Genomic DNA, 26,336 nt, shown 5'->3' with positions numbered 1-26,336 from the left:
GCGGCTGTTCGTCCGGGACAAATGAACGGCCGGTGAACTGTGCAGATGTCACCTCGCGCTGTGAACCTGCTGCGGGGACACTATTACCGTGACGAGCACATCGATTATCGGTTCGATCCTGTCCTGGCTGTCGGCCGGATACCCGGAGGGCGTACCTCCCACGGATCGGTTCCCCCTGTTGGCGCTGCTGCGCCGCACCCTGACCGAAGAGCAGGTGCAGGAAGTGGTCGCCAAGCTGACCGATCCCGAGTCATCCGCACAGATCGACGGTGTGGTGAGCAAGGACGAGATCGAGAAGTTCATCGCGGACGTGACGAAGGATGAGCCGACCGCTCAAGACATTTCGCGTGTCGCCTCGCGCCTGGCGGCCGGTGGCTGGCCGCTCGCCGGCGTGGACTCCACCGCGCTCAACGCCTAACTAGAACGCCCAGTTGCGTTCTGGGCTCAGCACAAATCCGTGGGTACCGTGGAGGTCGTCCACCAGACATGCTGTGGTCTTGGCCGCCGGGGTGGCACATGTCAATATGGTCTGGACGCCGTCGTTGTTGTGCACGGGGGCGGCGATCCGTACTTGATGATTGGCGGGTAGCACTGGGACACGGGATACATCGGGATTGCTTTGCGATTCGCTGACTGTCGCGGGGGTGCCGTTGTTCCGTGCGTAGGTTCCCAGATCTAGTTGCGCCGCCCCGGCGCCCCGGGGTCCAACGCAGGTCCACTGAAAGTACGGATTCCATCCGGCGCTTTCACATAAGACACCCTCGGGTGTCGCGAACCGATAGACCTTAACGCTGAAATACTGTCGGGAATCGACAGCGGGGAGCCCGCTGATATCGGGGAACCCCGAGGGCGGTGCGGCGGCAGCGCAACCGGTGCTAGCGGTTGCCGCGCACAGCAATGCGGCCGAGAAGCACATGCCCAGTGCGACGCTGTTCTTCATGCATGGAAACTACCGCCCGGGCGTCGGGGCTGGCGCCGTGGAACCCGATGAGGACGGCACCGTCGACGGCCGGTCGATGATCGTCGATAACGGTCCACCGATCCGATACTTGGCGCCCCGATGCTCCTCGGGTAGCCGGTCGCCGTGGCCCAGCAGCTTGTGACGCAATGTTCCTGGGGTGTAGGAGCTTTGATAGGCACCACGCTCGGTCAGCACCGGTACCACGTACTCGATGAAATCCTCGAAGGTACCCGGAGTGATCGCATACGCCAGGTTGAAGCCGTCGACATCGGTTTCCTCCACCCACTCCTGCAGGGTGTCGGCCACCTCGGTGCCGGAGCCGACGATGCGCGGTCCCATCCCGCCGATCTCGCCCCACTCGGCGATATCGCGCACTTTCCACTCACGGCCGTCCGCGGTGGCTGCCTGAAATGCCGCCACCGCCGACAGGATGGCGTTGGAGTCCACATTTCCGATCGGTTCATCCAGACCGTAGCGGGCCAGGTCCACACCCATCCAGCCGGACATGAACACCAGCGCACCTTCGGCGCTGCCGTAGCCAAGCAGCTCGGCGTGTTTGGCATGTGCCGCTTCGGAGTTCTCTCCGGTGACCACCGTGGTGAGGTTGAAAATTTTGGCGGAGTAGGGATCCCGTCCGGCAAGCTCCAGCTCGCGACGGATGGTGGTCACTGTCTGCCGCAGCAGTTCTTTGGTGGGGGCGGCGGTGAATACCGCCTCGGCGTTCTCCGCGGCAAAGCGCACCCCCCGCGGCGAGGATCCGGCCTGATAGATCACGGGAGTGCGCTGCGGTGACGGTTCTACCAAGTGCACCCCGGGGACGGTGAAGTGTGTGCCCTCGTGACCGATGTGATGCACCTTGTCGGGGTCGGTGAAGACGCCCCGTGCGGCATCGCGGACGACGGCGTCGTCCTCCCAGGAGCCTTCCCACAACTTGTAGAGCACCTCGAGATACTCGTCGGCGTGGTCGTACCTGGCATCGTGTGCCGGCTGGTCGGTCTGACCCATGTTGCGAGCGGCGGCCGGTAGATATCCGGTGACGACGTTCCACCCGACCCGTCCACCGGTGAGATGATCGAGGGTGGACAGCCTGCGCGCGAACGGATATGGATGCTCGAAGCCGGTACCCGTGGTGACACCAAAGCCTAGGTGCTCGGTGACCAGCGCCATCGCCGAGACCAACAAGAGAGGATCGGCGACCGGAATCTGCGCTGCCTGGCGGATGGCTGCTTCGTCGCTGGCGCCGTAGATGTCATAGGTGCCAAGCACATCGGCGATGAACAGTCCGTCGAAACGGCCGCGCTCCAACAGCGTGGCAAGGTTTGTCCAGTAGGACAGGTCTTTGTACCGCCAGGACTGGTCGTCGGGGTGCCGCCATAGGCCGGGGGATTGGTGCGCAACACAATTCATATCGAACGCGTTGAAACGGATGACGCGGGTCATCCCCTCAGCATCGGCACCCCGACGGCATCAGTCACCGGTTGTACTCGGGGTGATAATTTCGAAGCGTCTCAGAGGGTTTGGGTATCGATGACGAAGCGGTATCGCACATCGCTGGCCACCACACGCTCGTAGGCCTCGTTGATGTACGAGGCATCGATGACCTCGATCTCCGAACCAATGCCGTGCTTCGCGCAGAAGTCAAGCATCTCTTGGGTTTCCGGAATTCCGCCGATCAACGAACCCGAGATGCTGCGCCGGTTGGTGAGCAGCGGGAAGCCGGGAACCTCGATCGGGTTCTCAGGCAGGCCGAGCTCCACCAGTGTTCCGTCAACGCCCAGCAGTCCCAAGTACTTGCCCATATCCAAGTTGGAGGACACGGTGTTGAGGATTAGGTCGAAGCTGTTGCGCAGCGACTTGAAGGTGTCGGGGTCTGCGGTCGCGTAGTAATGGCTGGCACCCAGTCGCAGGCCGTCTTCCATCTTCTTGAGTGACTGGCTCAGCACCGTCACCTCGGCGCCCATCGCCTTGCCCAGCTTGACGGCCATGTGACCCAGGCCGCCCAGCCCGACGACCGCCACGCGCTTGCCGGGGCCGGCATTCCAGTGCCGCAGGGGTGAGAAGGTGGTGATACCGGCGCACAGCAGCGGGGCTGCCGCGTCCAGAGGAAGGCTGTCGGGGATCCGCAGGACGTAATTCTCGTCGACGACGATGGCCTGGCTGTACCCGCCCTGGGTCTGGGTGCCGTCACGATCCTTGGCGCCGTAGGTGCCCACCATGCCCCGCTCGCAGAACTGCTCGAGTCCGGCCAGGCAGCTGGGACACTCACGGCACGAGTTGACGAAGCAGCCGACGCCGGCGTGGTCGCCCGGCTTGAATTTGGTTACCTCGGAGCCTACCTCGGTGATGACACCGGCGATCTCATGACCAGGGACGATGGGGTAGTTGGCGCGTCCCCACTCGTCGCGGACGGTGTGGATATCGGAGTGACAGATACCGGCGAACTTGATGTCGATGAAGACATCGTGGGGACCGACCTCACGACGCTCGATCGTGGTGGGAACCAGGGGGTCCTTACCGGATGTCGCGGCATAAGCCGACACGGTGACCATATATGCATCCTTTTGCGATAGTTAACGAAGCTACCGATTGAAAGCCTACTCGGGTCCACTTATTCCCGCCCTGGCTCATAGCGGTGATAGAGACCACCGGCCCTCGGCATCCAGCTGAAGCTTCTGGTTGTGGTGCTGATCGATGGTGCTGCGGTGGCCGACGCTGACAAGCGTGCAGCCGGGCAGTTCGCTGCGCAGTAGACGGTAGAGCGAGAACTCAAGCCCTTCGTCGAGTGAGGATGTCGACTCGTCCATGAAGACGGCCTTGGGTTTGATGAGCAAGATGCGTGCGAAGGCGACGCGTTGTTGTTCACCGGGGGAGAGCACCTTGATCCAGTCTGCTTCCTCATCGAGGCGGTCGGCGAGGTGGGCAAGGGACACCTTCTCCAAGGTCTGGAGTAACTCCTCGTCGGAGAAGCTGCCCGACTCGGCGGGATAGGAGAGGGCATCGCGCAAGTTGCCAAGCGGCAGGTAGGGCAGCTGTGAGATGAACATGGTCTCGTGATCACCGCCGGGGCGGGCCCAATCGCCATCGGTGTACGGCCACAGCCCGGCGAGGGAGCGCAGCAGAGTGGTTTTGCCGCTACCTGACTGCCCCTTGATCAACAGCGCATCTCCCGCAGCGAGATCGAGGTTCAGGTCATCGATCAAGCTGTCGCCGTTGGGCTTACGTACGTAGATGTTGTTCAGCGTGACGCCGTCTTCCTGATCGCCCGGCTCTAGCATGGGCAGTTCGCGCGATTGAGAGTCGGCTGTGAGCAGGCCGTCCAGACGCATGACTGTCGCGCGGTAAGCGGCGAAGTTGTCGTAGGCATTGCGGAAGAATGACAGCGAAGTCTGCAGTTGGCCCACGGCGCTGGCGCTTTGGCTCACGTCGCCATAGGTGATCTGCCCGGCGATGAGCCGTGGCACCTGCAGCACCGAGTTGAAGACCGCGGCGGTTTGGGACACCGCGAAGTTCCAGCCGGTGAATCCCATACTCCGATAGACCAGCTGCCAGAAGTTAGCGATGATCGCGTCGAATCGGCTCTTGAGTTGTTTGGACTCGGCCCTCTCGCCGCGGTAGAAGGCCACGCTTTCCGAGGTGTCACGCAGGCGCACCAGCGCGTAACGGAACATGGCGTTGAGGCGTTCGTTCAGGAAGAATCTGCGGATCAGTGGGCGCCCGATCCGGAAGGCGATCAAGGTGGTGACGATCACGTAGATGTAGGTGAGAAATACAAGGGCTCTTGGCATTTCATAGCCAAAGATGTTCAGCGGGCCCGACAGGTTCCACAGAATAATGGTGAAGGACGGCAACGAGATGCATGCGTTGACGGCACCGAATGCAAGATGCAGCGAAGAGCTCTGCAGCTGCTCCGGTGCGCTCGACATGGCAACGAAGTTGTTGATATCGGCCTGGATTCGCTGGTCTGGGTTGTCAATGGTGTTGTCGATGAACCGCGAACGGTAGAACGCCCGCTTCGATAGCCAGTCCACTGTGATGCGCTCGGTAAGCCACACACGCCATCGAATGATGAACGCCTGCAACAGATAGAAGTCTGTTACCACCACTGCGATGTTGATACCCGCCAATAGGCAGAACCGCCGGATGTTGAGCCAGAAGAATGCCTTGGCCTCTGGCATGCCCTGGCCATCGCGGGCCAGTGCCTGGACGATGTACTGAATCGACGCGGACATGTCGTTGTAGTAATAGGTGAATACCACCGACAGGCGGACATTCACCACGACGGAGAGCAGCACCAGTCCCAGCAGAACCAAGCCGCCCCGCCCCGCGCGGGTGGTGAAGTACTGACCCGTGATACGCCAGAATTGCCGTCCCCACTGGGTGAACTGGATGATCAAGAAAGCGATGGTGACAAAGATCGCCGCGGTGAGCGGCCAGACCCAACCGATCCAAACCAGCGATCTCCATAGCTCGGTGCCCCAGTCGGTCGCTGTCTTCATCGATCAATGCCCTCCGAATCCGTCACTATCCAGTTGTTCGCGGAGTGTACGGGCACGAGCTGAGCACGTCCTGGCAACACGGTTACGGCATGGGGGTGAACCTCACAAACGGGATGGCGCGCCCTACCTCGCGAAAGTCGTCGGCGGAGCCGTCGACCTCAAAGCCCATCAGACGACTCAGTTGTTTGGCCGAGCGCGGGCGCCTCATCGCGTAGTGCGCCATGAGGTCACCGCCTTCGTCGGTGGACAGCTCTGCGGCCCGCGCGCGATGAGCGCGGCCGCCGACCTGGATGGTGACCTCGGGCGTCTTGCGAACGTTCTTGTACCAGTCGGCGGCACGGCCAAAGCCCGAGGCCGCGACAATGCTGCCGTCGTCGCCGTGTTCGACGACCTCGAGTGCGGCTTGACGGGGTCGGCCTGAGGCCCGGCCGGTATGGGTCAGCAGCATGATTCGTTTGGTCACCAGAAAGCCGAGATGGGCCCGAAACAGCGTGATAGGCAGTCGCCACAGCAGGCGCTGGAATCCAGTTGGGGGTTTGGGTTTTTGGATCTTTTTCACGAACTACTCCTCGTCCAGCAGACTTTCCAGCAGTGAAAACGCTTCGGCCGTCTCGATATTGGGGTCGACGGTGTGGTGTAGCACCAGGCCGTCCATGAACGCGACGATCAGTGTTGCCATCCCGGCCGCTCGTCGCCGGGGCCAATCCGGGTGGCGCAGTCGCACGTGGTCGGCGATCTCGGCACGTACCTCTTTGAGTTTGGTGCCCAGTGCGGCGCCCAAGTCGGCATCGCGGGTCGCTCCGGCGATGAGCTCGACGGCCAGGTGCATCGCGTTGTCGTCACTCGCGGCCTGGGGCAGCGCGTCCCGCATCGCGTGCAGAGCGGCGCGGGTATCGGGTGCGTCGAGAAACGTCGCGACCAGCGGGCTGATCACCAACTCGCAGGTTTCGCGGGCGACCGCGCAGTGCAGGCCCGGCAGGCCGCCGAAGTGGTAGTGGATCAGGCCGGGATTGGTGCCTGCGCGGGCGGCGACCGCACGGGTGGTCACCGCGGGCCAGCCTCCCTCGGACAGTAGTTCCACGCCGGCACGCACCAGCTGCGTGCGCCGACGATCGCCCCGTGCGGAATTTGGCCGATCGGCCAAGTTAGTCATATGGCCAAGTTACCACCCGGTGGGGCGTCTCGGCGTGCGGCGACAGCCACCACGATCGCGAGGATGCCGAGTAGCTCGGGGGTGCTAGGAATCTGGTGCATGACGAGTACGCCGATCGCGGTCGCCGAGAGCGGTAGGAGTGCCAGCAGCACCGCGAAGTAGCTTTGACCGGCGCGCCGCAAGATCACTTGGTCGAGTCCGTACGGGATGACGTTGGAGAGCACACCCATCAGTAGGCCCAGCGCCAGGATGCGGGGAATCGGGATGCCGCCATGGGCGCCCGCGATCCCATAAGCCAGGACCGGCGACGTCACCACCATGGCGACCGTGAAGCCAATCGCGAGTGAATCGGCCGGTTTTCCTTGTAATGCAACACGTTTTCCGACGACGATGTACCCGGCCCAGAACAGCGCGGCGAGTAGTGCGAAAGCCATTCCCGCGGGTTCGGCGGCGAGCTGAACGTCGGCGATCAGGAGCACGCCGACGAGTGCTGCCAGCACGGAGAACCCTTCACGCAGGGAACGCGATCCCATGGCCGCCACGCCGATCGGCCCAAGGAATTCGATCGCCACCGCGGTACCCAGCGGGAGGCGATCGATGGCCAGATAGAACGACATGTTCATGAGCGCGGTGATCACGCCGAAGCTGCTTGCCCACCAGAATGCCCGACCTTGCCAGGCCGCGCGGCCTGGCCGGGCGATGGCCAGGAATACCAGTGCCGCACCGCATATCCGTAGCCATGCCACGCTGGCCGGGTCGAGCCAGCGGAATAGGCTGACGCCGGCTGCCGCGCCGATATACATCGATGTCCCGCTGACGAGCATGAGTGCGGGGGCAACCAGCCGATGGCGCCGACGATCAGTCATCGCGATGCCAAGAGTGCGCGGACCGCTGCCGCCAGGTCTTCTTCGAGCCATCCGGGCAGTGTGGGCATGTGGCGGCGAACGGCGGCATACGGCAAGTCCACCACGGCTCGCAGAAGCCGGTCGCGCGAGCGCGCGTCACCGCGCTGGTATATGGCCCGGGTCAGGTCGCGCATGGCGGTGAACAACGGTGCGTTCATCTCGTCAAGCGTGGAGTTCGCCTCGGCGCCAAGGATGTCGGCGCTGCGCAGGGAAAGCAGCAGCCGGGCGTCCTCCGGATAGGCGCGTGCGAAGGCAGGCACCGAGAGTGAAAGTGCCACTGCGGTTTCCACGGGGTCACCAGCGGAATGCAGTGCGCGCAGCGCGTGCTCATGGAAACGTTCGACCGCGCGCAGCCATGTCGCCGACATGATCGCCGCGCGATTGCCGAAGCGGTGATTCAGCGTTCCGGGCGGGGCGCCGGACGCACCGGCGATGGCGGCGATGGTTGCGGCGCGGGGACCGCCGTCGAGTAGGAGCGAACGCGCCGCATCGAGGATGGCATCGCTGGCATGTTTGCGTTCGGGGGCCATATGGAATGTTCGTCCTAATTCTGGTAGACCGTGAGATATGGAACATTTATCCTATATTGACGAGCATGCGATCCGCATCGACGCGCCACGGGTCCGGGTCTGGGACGGTCTGCGACGTTACGTCGATGGGTTCTTGCAGTCCTCGGAGCGCAGTGCGCTCGGGACGTTGTTGGGGGCGCGTCCGCGTGCGGGCTTCGCCATTGCCGGTGTCGTGCCCGGCCGACAGTTGAGTTTGGCAGGGCAGCATCACTTTTCGCGATACGAACTGATATTCGAGCTCGGCGATACCCATGATGGTGGTACCCAGCTGCGTGCTCAGACCTATGCCGATTTTCCTGGGCTGCGTGGCCGGATCTACCGAACTCTGGTGATCGGTACGCGCGGACATGTGTTGGCGACCAACCATATCCTGCGTTCGGTCAAACGCCGGACGACAGGTTAGCGAATCCTCGATGTTAGGAACGGCATTCGCGCCGAGCTGATTCCGCGGCAAGTGCGCGCTGGAAACTCTTGACGAACCCCACTTGAGTTTTCTTGAGCTGGCGCTCCAACAGTCCCGGTAGCCTGATCTTGAGATCGAGTGCGATCTCGGCGGTCAGTCGCGATTCGGGCTCGTCGGGAATGACCGTGAATCGGCTGACGTTGTGGCGCAGCGTCTTGCTTTCTAGCAGGGTTAGTTGGCAACCGTCCGGATACCACTGGTACTCGGTCAGGGAATCATCCGAGATTCCCAGGGTGGAACTGACCGTTCGCACCAGCCGCGGCGAGCCGTCCTCAAACGACTCGACGACCGTCATATTGCTCGTGACCGGAGGCCAGGCCGGTAGATGTGGGCGCAGCCAACGGTCGACGGATTCGACGTCCTTGAGTACTTCGAGGACCGTCTCCGGCCGAGCGGCGACAGCGATGTCGATGCGTTCCTGGATCACGTTCCGTCCTTCCGCAGGCTGCGGGGAACGTTAGCCCAAAATGGACGACATCGGGGTAATTATAGAAAAATCGCGGCAAATATCCTGGTTAATACCGGTACATGTAGTACGCGTACTGACTGTAACGAGTAGCTTTAGTTAATGCGTTCGAGGGTGAAGACCCTGATTTCCCGTCCGGTGCGACCCTTATAGGCCGAGTAGACCTCCAGCATCGACTCGAAGCGGCGGTAGTAGTCGTCGCGTTCGGGGCCCTCGAGGGGAGTTGCCAGCACCTCGATGGTTTGGCCGGCCAGCGTCACCTTGGCGCGGGGGTCCGCCAGCAGATTGGCGGTCCACGCCGGGTGCTTCTCCTGGCCGAAGTTGCTGCCCACCAATGCAATTCGGTCACCGTCGTGCAAGTACAGCAGCGGTGATACCCTGGGCCGCCCGGACTTGCGGCCGGTGGTGGTGAGCAACAAGGTCGACAATCCCAGCGGGCCCAGCACGGTATAGCGACTTCCGGTGCGCTGCATGACGGCTCGGTCCAGTGGTGTCAGCTTCCGGATGACCCACGAACCCGGCTTGGTGGCGGCGAACTTGGCCGCGAGCCGGGATAGCGTGCTGTCGGGGTTGCCCCACCTATTCTCAGGAAATCGGTTGTCGCTCACGGGATTATGTCTGCTTTGCGACCCGCGTTGAAACCGGTCCGGGTGTATTCGGCCACTCCGGCCGCGGTGTAGGGATCGGCGGCGATCAGGGCCTGCGCATTCTCGGCGCTAATATCGCCGGTGATCAACACGCCGCCGGTACCCGCCTCGTTGCGGCCGCTGATCAGTATGTTGCCTGCCGCGATCTCGGCATCGAGCCACTCCAGATGTGCGGGGCGGACACCGTCCACCACGTCGATCGGTTGGGTATAGGTCAGCTGCAGTACGTGGTACATGCCGGGAGCGTAGCGCCTGGGGCCCTGGGCTGGAGCGGTGCGATCTCGGCAGCTAGTTGATCGGCGCGTTGACCCACTGCAAGTCGTCGAGAATTCCGCGGCCCGCGACGATTCCATCCCCGGTCTGCCAGACCTCGTTGTTGACCGCGAACACCCGGTTATCGCGCGTGGCGCCCAGCGCCATCCAGGGCTTGCTGCCAAAAATCCGGGCCGCGCGATCCTTGGCCGATGAACTGGTGAACGAGACGTAGATGATGTCGCCTTCTGCCGCCGAGAAGTCCTCCGTGCCGATCTCGATGAACGGTGTATCGGTAAATCGTTGCGTGGCAGGGCGATCTAGCCCCACGGTGGCGAGCACCGAGGCCGGGAAGTTGTTCGCGCCGTATACCCGCACGGTCTGGTCGGTGAACTGCACGATGGAGGCCTGGAAGTGCGCGGCGTCGTTCTCGCGGCCTACCTTTTTGGCCGCGTCGACGAACCCGGTCCACAACTTGTCGGTGTCGGCCGTTCGCCTGGTGGCCTTGCCCACCAAGCGAACGTGCTCGGCCAGATCGTGCCCGGAGACGATCACGGTGGGTGCGATGGCGCTCAGGTCGAGGTAGGAGTTCTGCTCACCGGCCGAACTCAGAATCAAATCGGGCTTGGCGGCACCGATCTTGGCCAGATCCGGCGACGCCATCGGTCCGATCGACGGCAGGTTGTGGACCGTGGTGCCCAGGTACGACGGGGGAGCGGCCGCTTGGTCCGCCAGCGCCACTCCAACGATCCGGTCCTGCAGTCCCAGTGCGCAGAGCGTGTCGATCGCGCCGGCATCGAGAACCACGATGCGTTTGGCGTCTTCGGGCACTTCGGTCTCGCCTTGGGCATGTCGTACCTCGCGGGGCGCGGACGGATCGACGGCCGCGGCATCCTTCGCACAGGACTCGTCGGGCTTGCGTGCGTTGCCCAACACGCCGGCACTGGCGATCTTCGTTGTGCTGGTCGCCAGAGTGCTCGGGGTCTCATTGGTGGGTTTCTCGGTACAGCCCGACACCGTCGCCGTCACCAGTGCCGCCGATATCGCGGCAGCGCCCCACAACCTCGCCGTCTGCACGCGGTCGAACTTACCGGGCGAGCCCTCGAACACGCGGGTAGGACCGCGAAAGAGCCCGGTGAGCGCGGTTGCGTCACTCAAATACGACTCTGTGTAGGACCCGCTCCGCGATCGGGGGTGGCGCGGGCTAGGATTCACGACAGACAAGCAGTCACTGGATCGACTGCGCGCTACAAGGAAACGGAGGAGCCGTGACCGCCGAAGCACCCCCGATTGGTGGATTGCAGGCCAGCCGCCCGTTCCCGCCCCGTATGGGCGCACGGGGCACGCTGATCTATCGATTGATCACGACCACCGATCACAAGTTGATCGGCATCATGTACCTGGTCGCGTGCTTCGCGTTCTTCCTCATCGGTGGCTTGATGGCGCTGTTCATGCGCGCCGAACTGGCCGTGCCGGGGCTGCAGTTCCTCTCCAACGAGCAGTTCAACCAGCTGTTCACCATGCACGGCACCGTGATGCTGCTGTTCTACGCCACGCCCATCGTGTTCGGCTTCGCGAACGTGGTGCTGCCGCTGCAGATCGGCGCCCCCGACGTCGCCTTCCCGCGACTGAACGCCTTCTCCTTCTGGCTGTTCCTCTTCGGGGCCCTGATCGGTATCGCAGGCTTCATCACCCCTGGTGGTGCCGCCGACTTCGGCTGGACCGCCTACACGCCGCTGACCGACGCCATTCACTCCCCGGGCGCCGGCGCTGATCTGTGGATCATGGGTCTGGCAGTCGGTGGTCTGGGCACCATCCTGGGCGCGGTAAACATGATCACCACGGTCGTGTGTATGCGTGCCCCGGGTATGACGATGTTCCGGATGCCGATCTTCACCTGGAACATCCTGGTGACCAGCGTGCTGGTGCTGCTGGCCTTCCCGCTGCTGACCGCCGCGCTGTTCGGTCTGGCCGCCGACCGCCACTTGGGCGCCCACGTGTTCGATCCTGCTAACGGCGGGGTTCTGCTGTGGCAGCACTTGTTCTGGTTCTTCGGGCACCCCGAGGTCTACATCATCGCGCTGCCGTTCTTTGGCATCGTGTCGGAGATCTTCCCGGTGTTCAGCCGCAAGCCGATCTTCGGTTACACCACGCTGATCTACGCGACCCTGGGTATTGCCGCGCTGTCCATCGCGGTGTGGGCGCACCACATGTACGCGACCGGCGCGGTGCTGCTGCCGTTCTTCTCCTTCATGACGTTCCTGATCGCGGTTCCCACTGGTATCAAGTTCTTCAACTGGATCGGCACCATGTGGAAGGGGCAACTGACCTTCGAGACCCCGATGATCTTCTCCGTCGGCTTCTTGGTCACGTTCCTCTTCGGTGGTCTGACCGGCGTGCTGCTGGCCATGCCCCCGGTCGACTTCCACGTCACCGACTCGTACTTCGTGATCGCGCACTTCCACTACGTGCTCTTCGGCACCATCGTGTTCGCGACCTACGCCGGCATCTACTTCTGGTTCCCAAAGATGACGGGCCGTCTGCTCGATGAGCGCCTGGGCAAGTTCCACTTCTGGCTGACCTTCATCGGCTTCCACTCGACGTTCCTGGTGCAGCACTGGCTGGGTAACCAGGGGATGCCGCGCCGGTACGCCGACTACCTGCCCACCGACGGCTTCACCTTCCTGAACTCGTTCTCGACGGTCGGTGCCTTCATCCTCGGTGCCTCGACGCTGCCGTTCTTGTGGAACGTGTTCAAGAGCTACCGCTACGGCGAGGTTGTCACGGTCGACGATCCGTGGGGCTACGGCAACTCCCTGGAGTGGGCCACCAGCTGCCCGCCGCCGCGGCACAACTTCTCCGAGCTGCCCCGGATTCGTTCCGAGCGCCCGGCGTTCGAGCTGCACTACCCGCACATGTCTGAGCGCATGCGCGCCGAGGCACACGTGGGTGGCGGCCACTAATAAGGCCGCGACACTCTGTTGTGAATAACCGCGTCACGGTTCTTGTCACCGTCACCGGGGCCGACAAGCCCGGCGTCACCTCGGTACTCATGGGGGTGTTGTCCCGCCATGGCGTCGACCTGCTGAACGTCGAACAGGTTGTCATTCGCGGCAAGCTGACCCTCGGTGTGCTGGTGAAGGCGCAGGGCCGCAGCGATGCGGTCGAAGCGCTACAGGACGAGCTCGAAGAGGCCATGCACACCCTCGGGTTCGACGTCGACGTCGAATTCGGCGGGGACAGTTCGGTGATCAAGGATCCGTCGACGCACACCATTGTGGTGCTGGGGCGGCCAGTGACCGCCCGCGCGTTCGGTGCTGTGGCCCGCGAGCTCGCCGCGCTGGGGATCAATATCGACCTGATCCGTGGCATCGCCGACTACCCGGTCACGGGCCTGGAGCTGCGGGTCACCGTGCCGCAGAACCGGCTGACCGATGTCGATCTGCACACGGCCATGGCGCAGGTGGCGACCGACGAGCCGGTGGACATCGCCGTCGAGCACAGCAGCCTGGACCGACGGGCCAAGCGGCTCATCGTGTTCGACGTGGACTCGACCCTGATCCAGGGTGAGGTCATCGAGATGCTGGCCGATCGGGCCGGGGCACGGGAGCAGGTCGCTGCCATCACCGAGGCTGCCATGCGCGGCGAGCTGGACTTCGCCCAGTCGCTACATCAGCGCGTGGCCACGCTGGCCGGTCTGCCCGAGTCGGTGCTCGAGGATGTCGCCGATGAATTGGTACTCACTCCAGGTGCCCGCACCACCATCCGGACCCTGCGTCGGCTGGGGTACTCGTGCGGCGTGGTTTCGGGTGGATTCCGCCAGGTGATCGACCCCCTGGCCCACGAACTGGCCCTGGATTTCGTGGCGGCCAACGTTCTGGAGATCGTGGACGGCAAGCTCACCGGAAGGGTGATCGGGGAGGTCGTGGACCGTCCCGGTAAGGCCAAGGCGTTGCGGCAATTCGCGTATGAGGCCGGTGTCCCGCTGGCGCAGACCGTGGCCGTCGGTGATGGTGCGAACGATATCGACATGCTGTCGGCCGCTGGTCTCGGCGTGGCTTTCAACGCCAAACCGGCGTTGCGCAAGGTGGCCGATGCCTCGGTCAGCCAGCCGTATCTGGATGTGGTGCTGTTCATCCTGGGCATCACCCGGGCCGAGATCGAGGCGGCCGACGCCGTCGATGGCGGTGTGCGCCGCGTCGACATTCCCGACGACTGACCTTTCCTGGCGCGAGCATGCCCAAATGTGCCCAAATATGCGGTATTTAGGCACATTTGGGCATGCTCGCGGTGCGGTGCGGTGCGGTGCGCGGACGTCAGCCCACCATCGTCGAATCGGCAAGGGGGAGTGCGCCGGTAACGGTGTGCCAGGCCTGGGCGAGCAGTTCCACGCCGCGCAACAACTGATCGTCGTGCTGTGTGAACGGCAACCGCACAAAGCGCTCCAGCGATCCGCCGACCCCAAACCGTGGTCCGGCGGCAATGCGGACCCCGAGGCGCGCGGCTGCGGCGGCAAGTGCGGTGCTCATCGGTGCCGGCAGCCGGGCCCAGATACACAGCCCGCCGTCGGCCTCTTGTAGTTCCCATTCCGGGAGCCGGCGGTGCAGCTCGCTCACCACCAGGGCGCGGCGCGCACGAAGAGTTTCGCGCTGCGCGGCCTCAACCTCCTCGGCACGTTCCAGCAGTTCGGCGGCGGCAAGCTGCTCCAGGATCGGTGTGCCGGTATCCATGGCCGAGCGCACCGCGGCGAGACGGGCAATGGTGGTGCGGTCGGCACGAATCCACCCGACGCGCATTCCGCCCCAAAACGACTTCGACATGGAACCGATAGTGACCACCAGCTCGGGACGGGACACCAATGCGGCCATTGGCGCGGGTGTGTGGTTTTGGTGCCAAACGCCTACGAGTGACTCGTCCACGACGGTGCGTGTTCTGGTCTGGGAAATGATGTCGGCCAATGCCTTTCGCTGCCCCAGTGGCATCGTTAGGCCGGTGGGGTTGTGGTTGTCCAGCACCAAGTACGCCAGGTTTGGCGCCGTCTGGCGGATGGTGGTCTCCATACCGGTCATGTCCCAGCCGGAGTCGCGCTCATGCGTGTGCATGGGCACGGGCACCGGACGTGCACCCCGCTGAGAGATGGCGTCCAGGGCGCCGTGGTAGGTCGGCTGCTCCACCAGCACACGGTCTCCGGGTTCCACGAATGCCCCGAGGAGTAGCGCGATGGCCTGCTGAGCGCCGCAGGTGACCATGATCTGGTCCTCGGTGGTGGGCAGTCCGCGCCGCGAGAAGTGTTCAGCGATGCGGGGCCGCAGCTCCGGAATACCCACCAGCTCATGACCGATGCCCCGGAGGTGAGTGGGCAGCGTGGTCAGTGCCGCCTGGTACGCCTCAAGCACCGCGGCAGCCGGTGCGGCCGTGGCGGCATTCTGTAGGTCGACCATGGGGCTCATCAATCCCGTTGTGGCCGAGCCTGTTCGATCGGGCCCGGGCAGTGCTGTGGTGCTGCGTGCACCCTGGCGGCCACGCAGATAGCCGCTCTCACGTAGTTCGGCATAGGCAGTGGTTACGGTGGTGCGGCTGACATGTAGGGCGCTGGCCAGTGCTCGCTCACTGGGGATCCGGACGCCCAGGGGCAGTCGTCCGTCGATGACGAGAAGCCGTATCGCGTCGGCCAAGGCCCCATAGGCAGGTCCTGCGGAACCTGCGGTGCGCCACTGGCCTAGGTGACGGGCCAGGGTTTCGGCGGTGACCACTCGATCGGGCATAAAAGCCAGTGTGGCTCAACTGGCTATTGAATGACAAGCCAGTTGGCCGACAATATTGGCCCGTGAGCGGTAAATGGATTGGTTGGAGCGCGCGCGGCACCGCGCTGATGGTGGGTCTGTATCTGTACGGATTCTCGATGGCGCTCATGGTGCGCGCTGGCCTTGGATTGGATCCGTGGGATGTGTTCCATCAAGGGTTGGCGATGCGCACCGGAATGAGCATCGGGCTTGCCTCGGCGGTGACCGGTGTGGTGGTGCTTCTCATGTGGATCCCGTTGCGCAATAAGCCCGGTGTCGGAACCATCGCCAATATCATCGTCATCGCGATAGCCGTCGATACTGCTCTTGCCTGGTTGCCGGAGTCGCCGGCGATGCCGGTCCGGGTGTCGTTTCTGCTGAGCGGGGTGGTGTTGAACGCCATCGCCTCGGTGCTCTACGTGGGTGCGGGACTCGGCGCCGGGCCCCGTGATGGACTGACAACTGGCCTGGTACATCGCACCGGTCGGTCCGTACGTCTCATCCGGACCATCATCGAGGTGCTCGCAGTGGGTACGGGGTGGCTACTCGGTGGAAATGTGGGCGCCGGGACACTGCTCTACGCCTTCGGCATTGGGCCCCTCATTCAGCTCGTGCTGCGACTGGTGCCGCGGCGGCTCTTGGCCGTCAGTGGCTGGGGCCCGGTGCTCAGTACGCAGCGCAACGCCGAATCACGGTCCACTCCGCTGGATTCAGCTCAGGATGTCGCGGTCTGATTGCGGCGATCGAAGGACTCCGCATCGGCGAGTAACTGGTCGCGAACGGGCTCAGGCAGTTCGAGCAGTTTGGATGTCAGCTCGGCCGCCGCCGGGTTGTGGGCGAGTTCGAGCGCACTCAGATCTGACTCCAGCTCATCGGCGTAGCCACTATCGATGAAGTAACGGACATCGATGCGAAAGGCATGCGCGATGCTCTCCAACGCCTGCAGTGAGGGCCGGCCTCGCTGCCCGTTGCGCAACTGCGACAGATAAGGTGCCGAGACGACGGTGCCGCCCGTTCGCATGAAGACAAGAAATTCGCTATTTGAGTACGGGCCGCGCCCAGGTGAGTGTAGGACCGCGAACACTCGGTTAAGTCTGGAGACGAATTCCTCCTGAGATCGCGAGTCCTTGAAGGGATGGAGCGTATTGCGGTTGCTGTCGGGCGAATAATCAAGTTTTGATGTGCCGATATCGGCAGTCTGATCCGATCCTTTGATTCGCCGATTAGCGTCGATCAGGCGGCCCAGCGCGGTGGTGTCGCGACGCAGCTGCGATTGAAAAGCATCAACTCGGCGACGCCACACCTTGAGGTCATCCCATATCCACGATCGATCTTCGCCGTCAGCGGCACGTTGCTGAATCTGAGATGCCTCCGCATCGAGCTGCGCGATGAGCCGATGGTTAGCAAGCCCGATGCTCTGCACCGTCTCCAGGTAAGGATCCGGATCGAAGTCGTTTGTCATGTGGTTGCCTGGAATTCCCTCCGAGATTGCTAACGTATGAGTGAGGATACGCGATACAGGTCTGGGCGCATGTCGGAGATGACGCGCTATAGGGCTCCCGCTGACCGCTCGCGCGGCGGGATACGGCACGATGACCCAGTGGCCGAAATTGATCCGGACCTTCTGCTCGATTTCCGCGATGTGCTGCTGCGCCGCAACCGCAAGGTGTTGGTAGGCCCGGTCACCTGGTCGGTCGAGCTCGACGAACGCTGGGTGGTTCTCGGCCCCAACGGCGCCGGGAAGACATCGTTGCTGCGAATCGCGGCGGCCATGGAGCACCCCACCTCTGGGTATGCGGCGATTCTCGGCGAGCGGCTGGGCCGTGTCGACGTCGCTGAACTCAAGTCGAGGATCGGCCTGAGTTCGGCCGCGCTGGCGCAGCGCATTCCCGATAACGAGGTGGTTCGCGATCTGGTGGTGTCGGCCGGATACGCGGTGCTGGGCCGCTGGCGCGAAGAATACGAAGAGATCGATACCGCCCGTGCCGTGGACATGCTCGAAACCCTTGGTGCCGAGCATCTGTCGGATCGTACGTACGGGACGCTGTCCGAGGGGGAGCGCAAGCGGGTGCTCATCGCGCGGGCGTTGATGACCGATCCGGAGCTGTTGCTCCTCGATGAACCGGCCGCAGGCCTGGATCTGGGTGGGCGTGAGGAACTTGTCGCGCGGCTGGGTGAGCTTGCCGCCGATCCGGACGCACCCGCCATGGTTTTGGTGACTCATCATGTGGAGGAAATTCCGCCAGGGTTCAGTCACGCATTGTTGCTGTCCGAGGGCGGGATTGTCGCTCAGGGCCTGCTGGCCGATGTGATGACCAGTGAGAATCTGTCCCGCGCGTTCGGCCAGTCGATCGTGGTTGAGATGATCGACGGGCGTTACTTCGCGCGACGTGCCCGCGCCAGGGCAGCCCACCGTGCGCAGTAGCGCGCAAAGTGAAGGAATTCTCCCCATGACAGCAGCGACACCACCCGAGCCAAAGCCGGCGGCCACCGTCGTATTGATCCGTGACGGGGCCGTCGGCGTCGAAGCGTTTCTGATGCGTCGGGACAACGCCATGGCCTTTGCCGGTGGGATGACCGTGTTTCCGGGCGGCGGGGTGGATTCCCGCGACATGCACGCCGATGTGCCGTGGCTCGGCCCGGATGTCGACTGGTGGGCGCAACAGTTCGGCGTCACGCCGGAGCTGGCGTCAGCCCTGGTCTGTGCTGCCGCGCGCGAGACCTTCGAAGAATGCGGGGTGCTGTTCGCGGGGACCTCGGAAAACTCGATAGTCGAGGACGCCGCCGTCTACCACCAGGCGCGCAAGGACCTGTCCGACAAGACGTTATCCTTTGCCGAGTTCCTGCAGCGTGAAGGCCTTCAGTTGCGGGCGGACTTGCTGCGTCCCTGGGCCAACTGGATCACCCCGGAGGCCGAACCACGTCGCTATGACACGTTCTTCTTTGTGGCGGCGCTGCCGGCGGGGCAGGACGCCGACGGCAACAACACCGAGGCCGTCGCATCCGGGTGGCAGACCCCCGCGGCCGCGATCGCGGCCTTCACCGAGCGGCGCAGTTTCCTGCTTCCGCCCACCTGGTCGCAGCTAGACGCCGTCTCCTCGGCGGGCGCATCGGTTGCCGAGGTACTGGGGGTGGCACGCAGCATTGCGCCGATCATGCCGATCCTCACCGAGCAGGATGGCCGGTGGTTCGTCCAATTCGACGACGTCGATCGATACGAAGCAGCCCGGCAGGGTGCGGTCGAAATCCCCGAGGTGACCGGGCCGGAGCTGTCATGATCGAGCCCGAATTCGTGTCGGTGCGCACCGCGCCCGAGCATCCCGGCATCGGCACCATCGCATTGTCGCGGCCGCCCACCAACACGTTCACCCGGCAGATGTATCGCGAACTGGCCCAGGCCGCCGCGGAGGTGAACGCACGCGCAGACATCAGGGTTGTCATCGTCTATGGGGGACACGAGATTTTCTGCGCCGGTGACGATTTGGCGGAACTTTCGGAGCTATCCGCCGATGAGATGGCGCGCAGTGCCGGTGATCGGCAGGCTGCGCTTACCGCGGTGGCGGAGCTGGCCAAACCCACGATCGCCGCGATCACGGGGTATGCGCTGGGCAGCGGACTGGAGCTGGCCCTGACGGCCGACTGGCGGATCGCAGGGGACAACGTCAAGGTGGGTTCGCCGGAGATCCTGGTCGGCATGATTCCGGGTGGCGGTGGGACTGTCCGACTGGCGCGTGTGGTGGGTCTGAGCCGGGCCAAGGAGATGGTCTTCAGCGGCCGCTTCGTGGGAGCTGACGAAGCACGGGGCGCTGGACTCATCGATCAGGTGGTGGCGCCCGACGATGTGTATACAGAGGCCGCGAGCTGGGCCCGGCGCTTTGTCGATGGGCCGCCGCTGGCGCTCGCTGCCGCCAAGGAGGCCATCGACCATGGATTCGACGGTCCGCTGGCCGCTGGGCTGGACAAGGAACGTGAGCTGTTTTGCCAGGTGTTCGCGACACAGGACCGCGCGGACGGCGTCACCGCTCAGCTCGAGATCGGCCCGGGGACGGCCCGGTTCAGGGGAGCCTAACCAGGAGTTAGGCTGACGGCCATGACGGAGATTACGGGGCTGGACGGCCAGCCGACCACAAAGGCCACCGCCGAGCAGGTCGCCGCCGCTTTCGAGGACAACAAACTCGCCCAGATCCTCTATCACGACTGGGAAGCAGAAACCTACGACGAGAAGTGGTCCATCTCCTACGACCAGCGCTGCATCGACTACGCCCGCGGCCGGTTCGACGCCATCGTCCCCGTCGAGGATCAACGTGAGCTGCCCTATGACCGCGCCCTGGAGCTTGGCTGCGGCACCGGGTTCTTTCTGCTGAACCTGATGCAGGCGGGTGTCGCGCGCCGTGGCTCGGTCACCGACCTGTCCCCGGGCATGGTCAAGGTTGCCACTCGCACCGGCCAGGAGCTGGGTCTGGACGTCGATGGCCGGGTTGCCGATGCCGAGCGGATTCCCTACGACGACAACACCTTCGATCTGGTGGTGGGCCACGCCGTGCTGCACCACATCCCGGATGTCGAGCTGTCGTTGCGCGAGGTACTCCGGGTACTCAAGCCGGGTGGCCGGTTCGTCTTCGCCGGCGAGCCCACCACGGTCGGAAATCTGTACGCCCGCGCGCTCGCGGACCTGACCTGGAAGGCCACGGTCCAGGCAATGAAGCTGCCTGGTCTGGAGAGTTGGCGGCGTCCGCAGGAGGAGCTCGACGAGAATTCGCGTGCCGCGGCCCTGGAATGGGTAGTTGACCTGCACACCTTTGATCCCGCTGACCTGGAGAAGATGGCCGCCAATGCCGGCGCCGTCGCGGTACGGACCGCTAGTGAGGAATTCACCGCCGCCATGCTGGGGTGGCCGGTGCGCACATTCGAGTCGACGGTGCCGCCCGGCAAGCTGGGTTGGGGCTGGGCGAAATTTGCCTTCAACGGCTGGAAGGCGCTGAGCTGGGTGGACGAGAACGTGTGGCGTCATGTGGTGCCGAAGGGCTGGTACTACAACGTGATGATCACCGGGATCAAGCCGTCCTGATCTTCCGATAGCTGCCGGTGTTCGATCTCTCCGACGTCGCATACCTGTCGTCGGAGGCGGGCGCCGCAGACCTGGCCCGGGCCTCCACGTATACGTTCTCGGCGGGCACCCTGGTGGCCGACACGGCGGCCCTGCGCAACGAATTCGGTGATCACGCAGCAGTTTTGGCGCAGACGGTGCAGCTGCGCCGCAAGGCGGCAGCCAAGCTGGGCCGCGTTGACCACTGGCTGTTCACCGATGACGCCCTGCAGCAGGCCACCCCGGCCGCGGTGGCCAGACATCGGGCCGCCCGGCTGGCCGGCTTGGTGGTGCACGATGTCACGTGCTCGGTCGGGGCAGAGCTTGCGGCCCTTGATGGCGTCGCGGCGGCAGTCATCGGGAGCGATATCGATCCGGTGCGAACGGCAATGGCGCGCAATAATATCGGCGAACATGTCCTGGTGTGCAGGGCCGATGCGTTGGCCCCCTCCAGTCGTGCTCAGGTGGTCATCGCCGATCCGGGGCGCCGCGCCGGTGGGCGCCGGCGGTTCGATCCATCCGCCTACTCACCGCCGCTGGACGCCGTGCTGCGGAGCTATGCCGATCGCGACCTGGTGGTCAAATGCGCTCCGGGACTGGACTTTGCCGATCTGCGGGAACAGACGGGTTTCGACGGTGAGATCGAGGTGGTGTCATTGGACGGTGGCGTCCGCGAGGCGTGCCTGTGGTCGGCCGGATTGGCGGGCGCGCGGCGGCGTGCCACCGTGCTGGCGACCATTGGTACGGGCTACCAGCTGACCGACGCCGACCCCGATGACTGCGCGGTGGCCGGTGCGGGCGAGTGGATCATCGATCCGGACGGCGCGGTGGTGCGTGCGGGCCTGGTGCGTCAGTACGCCGCGCGACACGGTCTGTGGCAGCTGGACGCCCGCATTGCCTATCTATCCGGGGATTGTGTGCCAGCCGGTGTGCAGGGCTACCGGGTGCTCGATTCGCTGCCCTACAGTGAGAAGCGGCTGCGTCAGGCCCTGGCCGCCCGGGACTGCGGGGCCGTCGAGATCACCGTCCGTGGCGTTGATCTGGACCCCGCGTTGTTACGCACCAGGCTGAAGTTGCGCGGCAGTGTGCCCTTGTCTGTTGTTATCACCCGAATAGGCAGTGGTGCAAAGGCTTTCGTCTGCGCGGCTAGGTCTCCGGGCGGAACCCGTACACCAGACCCTCGCTCAGCGTGACGATGACACGCTGGTCCGGTCCGATCGAAATCCCCACCGGAAATCCTGTGGCATCGGGCAGTGGATAGCGGTTGATGGTAGCCCCGTCCGGGGTGTTGAACACCACGAGGGCCAGGCCCTTATCGCCGTCCCTGACGACGGCATAACCCACGTTTCCGGCGGCCTGACTCGACGTCGAAAGTGGAACGAGGTCGTCGCGGCGCCAGGCGATTTCACCCTTGGCGCCCGAATCCTTGATGCCCACCAGGGTGGCCTTGTCGCCGGTTCCGGCGATGATCGTTCCGTCCGGTGCCACCGACGGCGGTGTGGTCGCGTTGAACCCCAGCGGCAGTGACCATTTCTGGCTGCCGTCGAAGGTGTGCATCGCGTGCAGCGAGCCCTTGCGATCGTTGATGTAGACGGTCTCACCGTCGTTGGACATCACCGGTGAACCGATCACACCCTCATCGATGATCTTGCTGGCCCACTTGTGCTTCAGGGTCACCTTGCCGTCGGCGTCGTAGGTGATGCCCAACAGCACGGGCACCGGCTTGTCCGGCTGCCACAGCGTGGTCACGATGGTGCCGGTCGCTGGATCGTAGGCGGGGGAGGCCGATATCGGGCACTTGGGCCGAGCCGGTTCGCAATCCTCCAGACCGCGTCGTGGATCGGCCGGATCGACCCCTTCGAGCAGATCCATCGGCGTTCCGACGACCTCACCGCGCTGGGCATCGAAGATCAATATCTGGCCCAGGTGCGTGACGATCAGGAGCCGGCCGGGCTCCACGATCTTGGGTGTGGTGGGGGCGCCGATGACGGGTTTACGCCACCGAATCCATTGGGTGGGGGGGAAGGAGACCACGGCTCCGGGCTGGCCCACGTAGAGGTTGTTATAGCCGTCGGCAAGCGGCCCGGACCACGGGCTCCCGGTGATCATCCGGGTGCACCAACGTTGGCGTGCTGCCCTGTTGTCCTCCCACTCCATCAGTGTGCAGCCGGATGGGGTGTCGGCGCTGACCGCGATGAAATTGTCGATGCCGATGGCGGCGGCACTGCGTATCTGGCCCTTGGTGTTCCGGCTCCACTCCAGAGTCAGCTCACGAGCGCCCTCAGTGGCCGTGTAGCTGCTGTTGTGCGCGTCGGCGTAGGAGGCGGACCATCCGGGTGCTGCTTTGATGTTGATCCACGAATCGTCACCGGAACAGCCGGTGATGGTGAGGAGCGCCGCGAGGGCGATGCTCGCGAGTACTCGTGCCCGGGAAAGCACGGTGAGGCACTCCTTCCTTAGGGGGCGGTCCGGCCCATCGCAGGGTAGCGTGTGCGTCCCGCCGCGTCCCGTAGGCTGTGCGGCCATGACGACGATGTGGGGCGCTCCCCTGCACAAGCGGTGGCGCGGGCAGCGCCTGCGGGACCCGTTGCAAGCGAAATTCCTGACCAGGGACTCGCTGCGCTGGGTGATCGCCAACAAGGCATACACCCCGTGGTACCTGGTGCGTTACTGGCGACTACTCAAGTTCAAGCTCGCCAACCCGCACATCGTCACGCGTGGCATGTTGTTCCTCGGCAAGAACGTCGAGATCCACTGCACCCCCGAGTTGGCGCGGATGGAGATCGGCCGATGGGTGCACATCGGTGACGGGAACTCGCTGCGTGCCCACGAGGGCTCCCTGCGCCTCGGCGACAAGGTGGTCTTCGGCAAGGACAACGTCGTCAACGCCTACATCGATATCGAGTTCGGCGACTCGGCCCTCATGGCCGACTGGTGCTACGTCTGCGACTTCGACCATCGGATGGAAGACATCACCTACCCGATCAAGGATCAGGGCATCGTCAAGTCTCCGGTGCGCATCGGACCGGACACCTGGATCGCCGCCAAAGTGACCATCCTGCGCGACACGATCGTCGGGCGCGGTTGCGTGCTGGGTGCTCACGCCGTGGTCAAGGGCGTGATACCGGACTACTCGATTGCGGTCGGCGCGCCGGCCAAGGTGGTCAAGAACCGGAAGGTGGCCTGGGACGCCTCGGGTGCCCAGCGTGCGCAGCTGGCCGAGGCGCTGGCCGATATCGAACGCAAGAAGGCGGCCGCTAACTCACCGGAGTGAGTGTGAACAGGGGGAACACCCGGGTCGTCCGTGTTGTGTACTCCGCGTAAGGCGGGAAGGCGGCTACGGCACGCTCCCACCACGCGGCACGTTCAGCCTCATTGGTGATCTCCTCGGCACGCACAGTTTGTACGTCTTCGCCATCGCGCAGTTCGAATACCGGGTTGGCGCGCAGATTCGCCACCCAGGCCGGATTCTTCGGCGCCCCGCCGATTGAGCCGACCGCCAGGTACACGCCGTCGTGCTCCACGCGCATGAGCGGCGCCTTACGGATCTGTCCCGACTTCGCCCCAATGGTGTACAAGATCACGACGGGCAGCCCCTCCAGCGTGGTGCCCTCGACGCCGCCGCTGGATTCGTAGACCTCGATCTGCTCGCCGACCCATTGTGGGTTCTTGCTGATGTACTCAAAGGTGAATTGGTTGGTCACCGTGGCTGCAACGCGTGCCGTGGGCACACTATTTCAGGCCAGTTTTTGTCATCCGAGGTCGCGAAGCAGATCTTCGATGCGGTTGTAGCTGACCTGCATGCCGACCTCCATGCCCGATTCGACGTGCCCGTCGCGGTGTTCCTTGCAAGTGTGTTGCACCAGGACACGCATCGTCGTGACCCCGTCGACTTCATCCAGGGTCGTGGAAACGACAGCCTCGCCCTCCGGAACTCCTTCGAACACCTCGGTGCTGACCAGCCGATGCGGCGGATCGAGCTCGCGATATTCGCCATGAAACGCGACCTCCCTGTCCGGCTCGGACTCACAGGGTTGGCGCACCACGTAGCGCCAGGTCCCGCCTACCCGCAGATCGATCTCGCAGACTTCCCACTGCGCGTCCTCGAATCCCCACCAGCGCGTGACCAGCTCGGGTTCGGTGAGCGCGCGGAAGATCAGTGCCGCCGGCGCGTCGAATGATCGGGTGATGAGAATCGTTGTGTCCGAAGGCAATACGACGGTGGCGCTGCCGTGGCGGGTACTCATGATTTCTCCTCCTTGAGTTCGGTGAGCAGCATGTCGAGCCGGTCGAGGCGTTCGTTCCAGGCGCGTTCGAACGCGGCGACCCAGTCGTGGACGGGGCGTAGCGCTGCGCCATTGACGCGGTAGAAGCGATGTCGCCCATGTGAGCGCGCCCGCACCAGATCGACGGCACGAAGCACGCTCAAGTGCTTGGACACTTGAGGTTGGCTCATTCGGGTTCGTGACACCAGCTCGTTCACCGTGACCTCGTCCGTACCGATGGCGCTGAGAAGGTCACGCCGGCTTGCCTCCGCGATCGCGTTGAACGCGTCTGCGGTCGTGGGAGTGCGCGCCATCCGCCAAATATATACCGATATTGGTATATATCAAGCCGTGAGTCATCGGGACTCCATCGGCTTGCGGTACCCTGAGCGACGTTGGTGATGCCAACCAAGATCAGTCATTGCGGGGTAGTGGGAAGCTGAGTATGGACAGGCCGATCAAGACCCGCCGTATCAAGTTTCGCTATCAGCCGGGTTCGCTGGAGCGCCATTTCGTGCAGGGTGACCTGGTGTCAAGTCACATGATGGCGATGCTGTCGGCGGTGTTCCCTGAGGGGGAAGAGTTCTTTATCCGCTCGGTCCGGCGTTACTCCGATCAGATCACCGATCCCGAACTCAAGAAGCAGGTCGCGGGGTTCATCGGCCAGGAAATGACACACGGACGCGAGCATCGCGAGCTCAACGAGCGCCTGCAGGAGATGGGATATCCCACCGCCTTCGTGGAGCGGCTGGCCCGCCGGATATTCAATTTCCAGACCCGTAACTATCCGCCGATCTACACCCTGGCCGTAACCGCCGCACTGGAGCACTACACCGCGGTGCTCGCCGAGACGCTGCTGACCGACCAGCGTGCCCTGGACATGCTCGGCGAAGGTGAAGTGCGGCGCATGCTGCTGTGGCACGCCTTCGAAGAAGCCGAGCATCGCAGCGTGACGTTCGACGTTTACCGCGCGGTCGGTGGTAGCGAGCGGCTGCGTATCTGGGTGATGCGACGCACGACCATCGCCTTCATCTACACCACGTTCTTTGAGACGCTGATCTCACTGATGCGTGACAAGGCCGCCTACAACCCTGTCCGGTTGGTGAAAAGCATTGCGGCTTTGCGGCATTTGCCGTTTCTGAGTCGTACGGTGCGGCGCCGCATTGGTGAATACAATCGCCCGGGATTCCATCCCAACGACTCCGATAACACCGAGCTCATCGAGAAGTGGCATGCCGAGCTGTTCGGCGAGAACGGGCAGCTGGCCGGCCACCTGCACTAGCGGAGCTG

At 63.9% G+C, this 26,336-nt stretch carries 30 protein-coding genes; 12 read left to right on the top strand and 18 right to left on the bottom strand.

Annotation, left to right across the window (positions count from 1 at the left end; genetic code table 11):
• Positions 1-88: 88 nt before the first annotated feature.
• Entirely contained in the window at positions 89-418 is a 330-nt protein-coding gene (locus MAB_RS17255; RefSeq protein WP_005077192.1) for a DUF3349 domain-containing protein, read from the top strand.
• Here MAB_RS17255 and MAB_RS17250 read toward each other — a convergent pair whose 3' ends face one another.
• From MAB_RS17250 to MAB_RS17215, 8 genes are all read right to left on the bottom strand, one after another.
• Positions 419-940, bottom strand: a complete 522-nt coding sequence (locus MAB_RS17250; RefSeq protein WP_005081234.1) for a hypothetical protein — start codon at positions 938-940, stop codon at positions 419-421. It lies immediately after the preceding gene.
• A gap of 9 nt (positions 941-949) precedes the next feature.
• A complete protein-coding gene (locus MAB_RS17245) occupies positions 950-2,401 on the bottom strand; it encodes an LLM class flavin-dependent oxidoreductase (protein WP_005081235.1) in 1,452 nt (483 codons plus the stop codon).
• 68 nt (positions 2,402-2,469) lie between these two features.
• Positions 2,470-3,510: an NAD(P)-dependent alcohol dehydrogenase gene (locus MAB_RS17240; RefSeq protein ID WP_005056643.1), complete on the bottom strand. Its 1,041-nt coding sequence runs from the start codon at positions 3,508-3,510 to the stop codon at positions 2,470-2,472.
• Between the two features lie 75 nt (positions 3,511-3,585).
• Positions 3,586-5,457 carry an ABC transporter ATP-binding protein/permease gene (locus MAB_RS17235; RefSeq protein ID WP_005111800.1) on the bottom strand — a complete coding sequence of 624 codons (1,872 nt, stop codon included), beginning with the start codon at positions 5,455-5,457 and terminating at the stop codon, positions 3,586-3,588.
• Positions 5,458-5,539: 82 nt separating this feature from the next.
• Positions 5,540-6,016: a nitroreductase family deazaflavin-dependent oxidoreductase gene (locus MAB_RS17230; RefSeq protein WP_005090395.1), complete on the bottom strand. Its 477-nt coding sequence runs from the start codon at positions 6,014-6,016 to the stop codon at positions 5,540-5,542.
• 3 nt (positions 6,017-6,019) lie between these two features.
• Positions 6,020-6,610, bottom strand: a complete 591-nt coding sequence (locus tag MAB_RS17225; RefSeq protein ID WP_005111797.1) for a TetR/AcrR family transcriptional regulator — start codon at positions 6,608-6,610, stop codon at positions 6,020-6,022.
• Positions 6,607-7,476 (bottom strand): EamA family transporter, encoded by an 870-nt coding sequence (locus MAB_RS17220; protein WP_005111794.1) that lies wholly within the window; start codon positions 7,474-7,476, stop codon positions 6,607-6,609. The genes MAB_RS17225 and MAB_RS17220 overlap by 4 nt, the downstream gene beginning before the upstream one ends.
• The gene (locus tag MAB_RS17215) at positions 7,473-8,045 is read right to left on the bottom strand and encodes a TetR family transcriptional regulator (RefSeq protein WP_005090391.1); all 573 of its coding nucleotides are present in this window, start codon (positions 8,043-8,045) and stop codon (positions 7,473-7,475) included. Before MAB_RS17215 ends, MAB_RS17220 begins: the two co-directional genes overlap by 4 nt.
• A gap of 37 nt (positions 8,046-8,082) precedes the next feature.
• Here MAB_RS17215 and MAB_RS17210 point away from each other — a divergent pair, with 37 nt between their 5' ends.
• The gene (locus MAB_RS17210) at positions 8,083-8,487 is read left to right on the top strand and encodes a hypothetical protein (protein ID WP_005090389.1); all 405 of its coding nucleotides are present in this window, start codon (positions 8,083-8,085) and stop codon (positions 8,485-8,487) included.
• Positions 8,488-8,500: 13 nt separating this feature from the next.
• Here the strand turns inward: MAB_RS17210 and MAB_RS17205 are convergent, their stop codons facing one another.
• From MAB_RS17205 to MAB_RS17190, 4 genes are all read right to left on the bottom strand, one after another.
• The gene (locus tag MAB_RS17205; RefSeq protein WP_005077181.1) at positions 8,501-8,974 is read right to left on the bottom strand and encodes an SRPBCC family protein; all 474 of its coding nucleotides are present in this window, start codon (positions 8,972-8,974) and stop codon (positions 8,501-8,503) included.
• Between the two features lie 134 nt (positions 8,975-9,108).
• Entirely contained in the window at positions 9,109-9,621 is a 513-nt protein-coding gene (locus tag MAB_RS17200) for a nitroreductase/quinone reductase family protein (RefSeq protein ID WP_005111791.1), read from the bottom strand.
• Positions 9,618-9,896, bottom strand: a complete 279-nt coding sequence (locus MAB_RS17195) for a YciI family protein (protein ID WP_005056666.1) — start codon at positions 9,894-9,896, stop codon at positions 9,618-9,620. Before MAB_RS17195 ends, MAB_RS17200 begins: the two co-directional genes overlap by 4 nt.
• A gap of 52 nt (positions 9,897-9,948) precedes the next feature.
• Entirely contained in the window at positions 9,949-11,022 is a 1,074-nt protein-coding gene (locus MAB_RS17190) for an ABC transporter substrate-binding protein (protein WP_005081278.1), read from the bottom strand.
• 158 nt (positions 11,023-11,180) lie between these two features.
• Between MAB_RS17190 and ctaD the strand changes: the two genes are divergently transcribed.
• Together ctaD and serB are read left to right on the top strand one after the other, a co-directional pair.
• Positions 11,181-12,875, top strand: a complete 1,695-nt coding sequence (gene ctaD / locus MAB_RS17185; protein ID WP_005056670.1) for an aa3-type cytochrome oxidase subunit I — start codon at positions 11,181-11,183, stop codon at positions 12,873-12,875.
• A 20-nt stretch (positions 12,876-12,895) separates the two neighbouring features.
• The gene (gene serB / locus MAB_RS17180) at positions 12,896-14,131 is read left to right on the top strand and encodes a phosphoserine phosphatase SerB (RefSeq protein WP_005056675.1); all 1,236 of its coding nucleotides are present in this window, start codon (positions 12,896-12,898) and stop codon (positions 14,129-14,131) included.
• Positions 14,132-14,228: 97 nt separating this feature from the next.
• Here serB and yczR read toward each other — a convergent pair whose 3' ends face one another.
• Entirely contained in the window at positions 14,229-15,677 is a 1,449-nt protein-coding gene (gene yczR / locus MAB_RS17175) for a MocR-like transcription factor YczR (protein WP_005111789.1), read from the bottom strand.
• 62 nt (positions 15,678-15,739) lie between these two features.
• Between yczR and yczE the strand changes: the two genes are divergently transcribed.
• The gene (gene yczE / locus MAB_RS17170; protein WP_005114536.1) at positions 15,740-16,429 is read left to right on the top strand and encodes a membrane protein YczE; all 690 of its coding nucleotides are present in this window, start codon (positions 15,740-15,742) and stop codon (positions 16,427-16,429) included.
• Here yczE and MAB_RS17165 read toward each other — a convergent pair.
• On the bottom strand, positions 16,411-17,157 hold the full coding sequence (locus MAB_RS17165) for a helix-turn-helix domain-containing protein (protein ID WP_005086464.1): 747 nt from the start codon (positions 17,155-17,157) through the stop codon (positions 16,411-16,413). The genes yczE and MAB_RS17165 overlap by 19 nt on opposite strands.
• 138 nt (positions 17,158-17,295) lie before the next feature.
• On the opposite strand from MAB_RS17165, the gene MAB_RS17160 reads away from it, so the two are divergent.
• The 5 genes from MAB_RS17160 to MAB_RS17140 are packed head-to-tail and all read left to right on the top strand — an operon-like array spanning position 17,296 to position 21,974.
• Entirely contained in the window at positions 17,296-18,120 is an 825-nt protein-coding gene (locus MAB_RS17160) for an ABC transporter ATP-binding protein (protein WP_005086465.1), read from the top strand.
• A gap of 25 nt (positions 18,121-18,145) precedes the next feature.
• Positions 18,146-18,973, top strand: a complete 828-nt coding sequence (locus MAB_RS17155; RefSeq protein WP_005069846.1) for an NUDIX hydrolase — start codon at positions 18,146-18,148, stop codon at positions 18,971-18,973.
• Positions 18,970-19,764, top strand: a complete 795-nt coding sequence (locus MAB_RS17150) for an enoyl-CoA hydratase-related protein (RefSeq protein ID WP_005111786.1) — start codon at positions 18,970-18,972, stop codon at positions 19,762-19,764. Before MAB_RS17155 ends, MAB_RS17150 begins: the two co-directional genes overlap by 4 nt.
• A gap of 21 nt (positions 19,765-19,785) precedes the next feature.
• Positions 19,786-20,763, top strand: a complete 978-nt coding sequence (locus MAB_RS17145) for a class I SAM-dependent methyltransferase (protein WP_005056694.1) — start codon at positions 19,786-19,788, stop codon at positions 20,761-20,763.
• A 17-nt stretch (positions 20,764-20,780) separates the two neighbouring features.
• The gene (locus MAB_RS17140) at positions 20,781-21,974 is read left to right on the top strand and encodes a THUMP-like domain-containing protein (protein ID WP_005093988.1); all 1,194 of its coding nucleotides are present in this window, start codon (positions 20,781-20,783) and stop codon (positions 21,972-21,974) included.
• On the opposite strand, the gene MAB_RS17135 is transcribed toward MAB_RS17140, so the two are convergent.
• Positions 21,928-23,220, bottom strand: coding sequence for an outer membrane protein assembly factor BamB family protein (locus MAB_RS17135; RefSeq protein ID WP_005111784.1), 1,293 nt, complete (start codon positions 23,218-23,220; stop codon positions 21,928-21,930). The two genes, MAB_RS17140 and MAB_RS17135, sit on opposite strands and share 47 nt — an antisense overlap.
• An 85-nt stretch (positions 23,221-23,305) precedes the next feature.
• On the opposite strand from MAB_RS17135, the gene MAB_RS17130 reads away from it, so the two are divergent.
• Complete coding sequence (locus MAB_RS17130; protein ID WP_005111782.1) at positions 23,306-24,055, top strand: acyltransferase; 750 nt, start codon at positions 23,306-23,308, stop codon at positions 24,053-24,055.
• On the opposite strand, the gene MAB_RS17125 is transcribed toward MAB_RS17130, so the two are convergent.
• The 3 genes from MAB_RS17125 to MAB_RS17115 are packed head-to-tail and all read right to left on the bottom strand — an operon-like array spanning position 24,039 to position 25,360.
• A complete protein-coding gene (locus MAB_RS17125; RefSeq protein WP_005086470.1) occupies positions 24,039-24,485 on the bottom strand; it encodes a nitroreductase family deazaflavin-dependent oxidoreductase in 447 nt (148 codons plus the stop codon). The two genes, MAB_RS17130 and MAB_RS17125, sit on opposite strands and share 17 nt — an antisense overlap.
• Positions 24,486-24,533: 48 nt before the next feature.
• Entirely contained in the window at positions 24,534-25,028 is a 495-nt protein-coding gene (locus tag MAB_RS17120; RefSeq protein ID WP_005081306.1) for an SRPBCC family protein, read from the bottom strand.
• A complete protein-coding gene (locus tag MAB_RS17115; RefSeq protein ID WP_005081309.1) occupies positions 25,025-25,360 on the bottom strand; it encodes an ArsR/SmtB family transcription factor in 336 nt (111 codons plus the stop codon). The genes MAB_RS17120 and MAB_RS17115 overlap by 4 nt, the downstream gene beginning before the upstream one ends.
• 131 nt (positions 25,361-25,491) lie before the next feature.
• Between MAB_RS17115 and MAB_RS17110 the strand changes: the two genes are divergently transcribed.
• Positions 25,492-26,328 carry a metal-dependent hydrolase gene (locus MAB_RS17110; RefSeq protein ID WP_005056709.1) on the top strand — a complete coding sequence of 279 codons (837 nt, stop codon included), beginning with the start codon at positions 25,492-25,494 and terminating at the stop codon, positions 26,326-26,328.
• The last annotated feature ends 8 nt before the right edge of the window (positions 26,329-26,336 follow it).

This window comes from Mycobacteroides abscessus ATCC 19977, assembly GCF_000069185.1.
GTDB lineage: Bacteria > Actinomycetota > Actinomycetes > Mycobacteriales > Mycobacteriaceae > Mycobacterium > Mycobacterium abscessus.
Note: the sequence above shows the minus strand (reverse complement) of the source record. Positions and strands in the feature narration are given on the sequence as shown.